5 protein-coding genes are annotated in these 6,004 nt (G+C 37.6%); 1 reads left to right on the top strand and 4 read right to left on the bottom strand.

Going from position 1 to position 6,004, the window contains the following annotated elements; all coding sequences use genetic code 11:
* Positions 1–134 precede the first annotated feature (134 nt).
* Positions 135–1,430 carry an L-cysteine desulfidase family protein gene (locus EKM69_RS11980; RefSeq protein WP_125711329.1) on the bottom strand — a complete coding sequence of 432 codons (1,296 nt, stop codon included), beginning with the start codon at positions 1,428–1,430 and terminating at the stop codon, positions 135–137.
* Positions 1,431–1,588: 158 nt separating this feature from the next.
* On the opposite strand from EKM69_RS11980, the gene EKM69_RS11975 reads away from it, so the two are divergent.
* Positions 1,589–2,644 (top strand): FUSC family protein, encoded by a 1,056-nt coding sequence (locus EKM69_RS11975; protein WP_164505946.1) that lies wholly within the window; start codon positions 1,589–1,591, stop codon positions 2,642–2,644.
* Between the two features lie 56 nt (positions 2,645–2,700).
* Here the strand turns inward: EKM69_RS11975 and EKM69_RS11970 are convergent, their stop codons facing one another.
* From EKM69_RS11970 to EKM69_RS11960, 3 genes are all read right to left on the bottom strand, one after another.
* The gene (locus EKM69_RS11970) at positions 2,701–3,528 is read right to left on the bottom strand and encodes a carbohydrate ABC transporter permease (protein ID WP_125711325.1); all 828 of its coding nucleotides are present in this window, start codon (positions 3,526–3,528) and stop codon (positions 2,701–2,703) included.
* Between the two features lie 2 nt (positions 3,529–3,530).
* Positions 3,531–4,400, bottom strand: a complete 870-nt coding sequence (locus tag EKM69_RS11965) for a carbohydrate ABC transporter permease (RefSeq protein WP_225423893.1) — start codon at positions 4,398–4,400, stop codon at positions 3,531–3,533.
* A gap of 61 nt (positions 4,401–4,461) precedes the next feature.
* Positions 4,462–5,718: an ABC transporter substrate-binding protein gene (locus tag EKM69_RS11960; protein WP_164505945.1), complete on the bottom strand. Its 1,257-nt coding sequence runs from the start codon at positions 5,716–5,718 to the stop codon at positions 4,462–4,464.
* Positions 5,719–6,004 lie beyond the last annotated feature (286 nt).

Below are 6,004 nucleotides of genomic sequence, written 5' to 3'. Positions count from 1 at the left end.
TTGCGAATTATGGTATTCTGTTGATGCATCAAGACGAAAAACCTCTTTCATTGTTAGTGTCGGAACTCCAATGATAACTGATTTTTCCGTCTTGGTGTTTTTTTATTCAGATTTTCTTAAGGTGGCTAACTTGATTATAAAATTCGCCACTTATTATTAATCATGATATCCAAAATTTCTGGATCCGTTTGACGCATCCCTTTCGATGCTAATTGACCAATATTGCGGATTGTTTGGTCGATATCTTCACTGATCAAGCCATTGCTAACGGGAATCGCCACACCTTGTTGTGCTAATGTGACGGCTCGATACATTGATGACACAGCGTTACCAACTTTTAATGCGCAGGCACAACCGGCACCGTCGCAAACCATGCCGACCGAATCCTCGACCATATTGTTGATGGCATTTTGTGCCACTTCAAAATCTTCATCGAACAAGTAACAGATACCGACAGCTGAACCCATAGCAGCCGAATCAGCCGCGCAAAAAGCCGATAAAACTGGCAAAAATGAATGAATATAAATGGCCACCAAATGTGACAAAGCTAGAGCCCGGATAAATTTCTCCTGCTCAACTTTTTGCCGTTGGGCGACCACATAGACTGGGATCGTGGCCGTAATGCCTTGATTGCCCGAACCAGAGTTTGTCATGGCAGGCATTGTAGCACCACCCATTCGTGCATCGGCAGCTGCCTGCGTATAAATCAAAAGTTGATGATCGAGGGTATCTTCAGACATCGCTTGCTGCAATTTCCGGCCTGATTGGAGGCCATACATGTTTTTCAATCCTTCATTAGCCAGAGCAACATTGAGCTCGGCGGCTTTTTGCATGAAAGAAATTTTTTCTAAAGGAACTTCACGAGAAAAATCCCAAATATCGCGTAATTTTTTAGTACGGAGCCAATCATCAATCGTTGGCTGTTTACTAGTTTGTTGTTCCGTTTGCTTCAAAATCACCTGGTCATTCTTGGTGATCCCCACGATATTGGTGTGACTACCTACTATTTTCACTGTGACTGTATTTTGCGCAGTTTTAAGCTCGACTTGGACAAAAAATCCCGGGCAGTCTTTGGCTAGTTTTATCTGGACCTTACCAGATTCAGCCAATGTTATGATTTCTTCAACATCAGCTGGCTCGATATCGGCAATGACTTTTAGCCCTTTATCTGAATCACCTGCTAAGAAACCGGCAGCCGTAGCAACTTCTAAGCCAGGCTCGCCGGTACCTGGTACGATGACCGCTAAAGCATTTTTATATATGTTTAAAGACACCGCGACCTTGATTTGCTCAACGACCTCATCGACTGCTAAATACTTTCGACTAGTAGCCGCAGCTAAAGCGACTGCCACCGGTTCCGTACAGCCTGTTGCCGGAACAACTTTTTCCCGCAGAGCTTGAATGAATAATGGCACATCTTTATTTTCCATATCGATACCTCTTTAAAACTTACGTTTACCTACTGTTACTAATATAGTATGGATCTGGTGCGGTCGCAACGGTAATTATAAAGATAATGATATCGCTTTATATTGACTTTTCGATTGCCTTTTTATACACTGCTCAATGCTGCTTTGAAGGAGGAACCATGACATTTTATCAGAAATTACAGCTGGATCCGTTCGTCTTAAAAAAACAGATCCACAACTCTGTTTCCAAAAATGAGCGTCAAAAATTATTCTTAATCATGCTTTTACGAAGTGTCTTGATCGTAGCCTTTGCGATTGCATTCATCTCGGCGATAAGTTACGGCTTTGGAATGGAAAATTCCTTTCTAGCTGTGATCTTGTTCTGCATGTTGCTGAGTTTGCGCTTCGTCCATTTCGGCTATAAGATCAGCCATTCGATCGTCAGTCTGGGAATAATTTTTGCCGTCTTGTTTTCAATCCCGCTGATTTTTCAGCTGGAGAATATTTATTTGAAGTTTGTGCTCAACTTGATCAACTTATTATTACTGCTCTTTTTGACTGGGAAAGAACCACAAATGGGGAATCCTGGATTGTATTCTTTTTCGTACATATTCTTATTGGGAACTAGCGTTAAACTCAGTCCAGCTCAACTCAATTCTCGTTTCTGGGTGTTACTTAGCTGTTTCATACTCTTTGCGGTCATCTTTTTCCAAAAACATCGTCACAAAGATACGGAAGTGTCGATCTCCCAATCAATATTTGATAAGGGTATTGCTTCAATGCGTAACATTTGGCTAGCTTACTACGCCATTGGTAGTAGTTTAGTAATTTTGTTGAGCGAAGTCTGGAATCTGCCACGTGCAATGTGGGTCGGCTTTGCTTTTTCATCGATTATTTCGACGTTTGATTTCTCTAATTCAAAAAGCCGAGTAATCGACCGAATGGTGGGAGTTATCGCCGGTTCCATTCTTTTCATGATATTGGTAAACTTCATTCCTAAAGACTTACTAGGTATCATTGGTGGAGTCTGTTTGGGACTTTCTGCAACATACCGCTTTAAAAATGTGTTCAACTGCTTTGGTGCTTTGGCACTGGCTTTTACTATTTTTAGTGGGAATTCTGCTGTGGCTATCCGGATATTTGATAACTTGGTTGGGGTTTTGTTGGCTGTTGTTTATGTGTTTATCTGGAAGCTTTTGTTGCGGTGGATGCCGGTTGAATTGGATGGTTTTTAGTAAATAAAAACGATGATAGATTTCTACTTTTTATGTAGAGATTTATCATCGTTTTTTTATGCTTGTGAAGAAAATCCGTTTACTAAGAACTTTCTAAATAGCAATGCAATTATTATTGGTGGAATGATCGAGATCACTCCGATGGCAGCAATTAAACCATAATCGATCGAATTACGAGTCATGAATGTTGACAGGATCAAGGTCAAAGTCCGATTTTTATAAGTGGTTAACAAGATCATCGGTATCATATATTGTTTCCAAATTGCTAAGAAGATGATTAAGGTTCCCGTCACCAAAATAGGTCGACATAGTGGTACGGCAATCCGGAAAAACGTTTGTGATTCAGAAAATCCGTCAATCTTAGCTGCTTGAAAAATTTCTGGTGAAATTGAATTTAAGTAATTCAAATTTATCCAAGTGATTAGTGGTAACAACGAAGAAGTATAAATGATCGAAGTCCAAAACATACTATCTAACATACCTAAGTTTTTAAACATATTGTAAATAGGCACGATAGTCGTTAATACTGGAAAAACTAGTGTCAAAATCAGCACTTTTATAAAAACTTTTTTAAATCTGAATTTGTAACGGTACAGAGCATACGAAGTAATAAATGAAATTGGTAAAGCTATGATAACTGTTAGTATCGAACTTTTAAGACTATTTACTAAACCCAAAATTACCGTTTGACTCTGTGGCGTACTCAAATTAAAAATTGCTTGGTAATTTCCAAAAGTCACGTTCTTACTGCTCAATTGGAATTGCGATGATAGCATATCTGACTCTGGTGTCAGACTGATAATCAAGCACCAAATAATTGGTAACAACGTCACAACAATAATTAATAAACTTGAAATTGAATATCCAATAGTTGATTTCCTCATATTTATACCTTAATGTTTTTAGTCATATTTTTAACATAAAAATACCCTACAATCCCTACTAGTAGCATGATGATATACGCAGTCGCACTCCCCATACCAAAATCAAGGAAATTGAAAATCGTAGAATAGTTATACACCATAAGTGATGCATTGTCTGATTGATAGCCAGATAATGCGATGATCTCATCAAATACATTCATTGCTGATGTAGTTAAATTGATCAAGACGACACCTAGTGAGGGTATTAATAGTGGCAAAGTTATTTTAGTAAAAATCTGCCATCTGGAACCCCCTTCTAATTCAAAAGATTCAGCGTAAGTATCAGGAATGTTTTTCAAATTAGCCAAAATCAAGATGGCACAAAACGGCACCGTTCGCCAAATGATAATTATCGCAACAACGAATAAGAAAAGCGAGCGACTAGTTATCCAAGAAATTGGCGTATTGATCAAATGTGCATCCATCAACAATTTATTCAACAAGCCATATCCGGGGAAGAAAATAAACTTCCACATAATTCCATTAACTAATGGTGGTAATGCCCAAGGAATTATAACAATGGCCGTCAATAACGAGCCAAATCTAGACGAATTGTTGAGAACAACACCTACGAAAACACTAGTAATCAATCCTAAGACGATAACGAGTACTAATACAGTCAAGTTGTTCATTAAGGCATCACGAAAATCCGGATTGGTTAATACCTTACGATAATTTTCAAAACCTACGAATTTGTTGGTCGTAACCTCAGTTAAATTCATATCCCTGAGACTATAGCCAAATGTCGTTATGATTGGAAGAAAGACCGTTCCACCTATAATCAAGATACACGGTAGTAGTAAGATGGCAGCCCATAAGTTTTTATTTCGCACGATTTTACCTTCCATATTAAAACAAGAAAACATGGTAACATCCCTTGTTTTCTTGTTTTAATTAGTCTTTATTAAGTTTGTCAATTTGCTTTGCTAAAGAATTAGTTGCTTGTTCCGGAGTCATCTTTTGACGACCAACTTTATTTACGGTGTTGAAAATGGCACTACTTAGCTTGCCGTAATTATCTGGAATACCATTAGGGAATGGCATCGTCAATAGTTTGTTTGAATCAACTAAAACTTTACCATTCTTAATTGAATTATTGTCCGTTAATTCTTGTAGGACACTACTTCTAGTTGGAATATTGTTCAATGATTTGTACAATTGCTTTTGAACTTTTTGAGAAGAATACCATTTAACAAATTTAGCGGCAGCTTTTTTATTCTTTGAGAACTTGGAAATACCAACAGCTTCTGTGTAGGCAACTGATTTTGGAGCGGAACCGTCGTTTGTAGGAATCTTCAATGGTTCGACTTGACCGACCACTTTCGATACTTTCTTATTATTGGAGCTAACAATGAATGATGAAGGTCCAATTAAAATTGCACCCTTTCCGGAATTGATTCCATTATATGTATCCATTCCACCAGTTGAAACACTGTTTGGATCGATATAGCCCGATTTAACGGCATTATCGATATACTTAAATGTATCTAAAGCACTCTTTTTGTTTAAACTATTATCTTTATTAAAAATGACACCATTTCTCATGTATGCATAAGTAAGGAAAGTAGTAGTAGCATTTTCTTCAGCTCCTAACGGGAACTGAAGTGGATATTTAACGATCTTTTTATCCTTAAGTTCCTTCATATCTTTGTCCATATCGGACCAAGTTGCTGGCATTTGATCGATACCGGCATCAGATAACATTTTCTTATTGGCATACAATAGACGGATACCGTGAGAATAAGGAACAGCATAGTAATCGTCACCAGCTTTAAAAGTAGCTAGTGATGGAATATCATTCACGTCATTTTTGCTTACGTCAACTTTATTGAGCCAACCAGCCTTTTGGAATTCCCCCATCCATGACCAATCGACTTCAAAAACATCTGCTGGAGCTTGTTTTCCGTTTGATGCAATCGAAACTTTACTCTTAATGTCATCCCAAGCAGTTGGTTGCATATTTACTTTAACGCCAGATTCTTTCTCAAATTGATCCAACATTTTTTGCGTTGGTGCTCCCCAATCTGGCACCATTACTGAAATCTCATTGCTGGAATAACTTTTACTTCCGCTATTGTTTTTAGAACATCCCACTAAAACAATAGAAAAAAGTGCAGCGATCAACCCCATTCTGAGTAATCGTTTGAACATTTTTATTCCCCCTAGTTGTAAAAAAAACTTTTCACCTTTTTTCATACAAAATTCATTTTATCATAAAATCACCATATAAATGTAAGCGCTATGAAAACAATTGATAAAAAATGTGATTTTTTGAGCTTAATTTGATTTTGGCGAATTTTATAATCAAGTTAGCCACCTTAAGAAAATCTGAATAAAAAAACACCAAGACGGAAAAATCAGTTATCATTGGAGTTCCGACACTAACAATGAAAGAGGTTTTTCGTCTTGATGCATCAACAGAATACCATAATTCGCA

Source organism: Companilactobacillus zhongbaensis, assembly GCF_003946515.1.
In the GTDB taxonomy this organism is placed as follows: Bacteria; Bacillota; Bacilli; order Lactobacillales; family Lactobacillaceae; genus Companilactobacillus; species Companilactobacillus zhongbaensis.
Note: the sequence above shows the minus strand (reverse complement) of the source record. Positions and strands in the feature narration are given on the sequence as shown.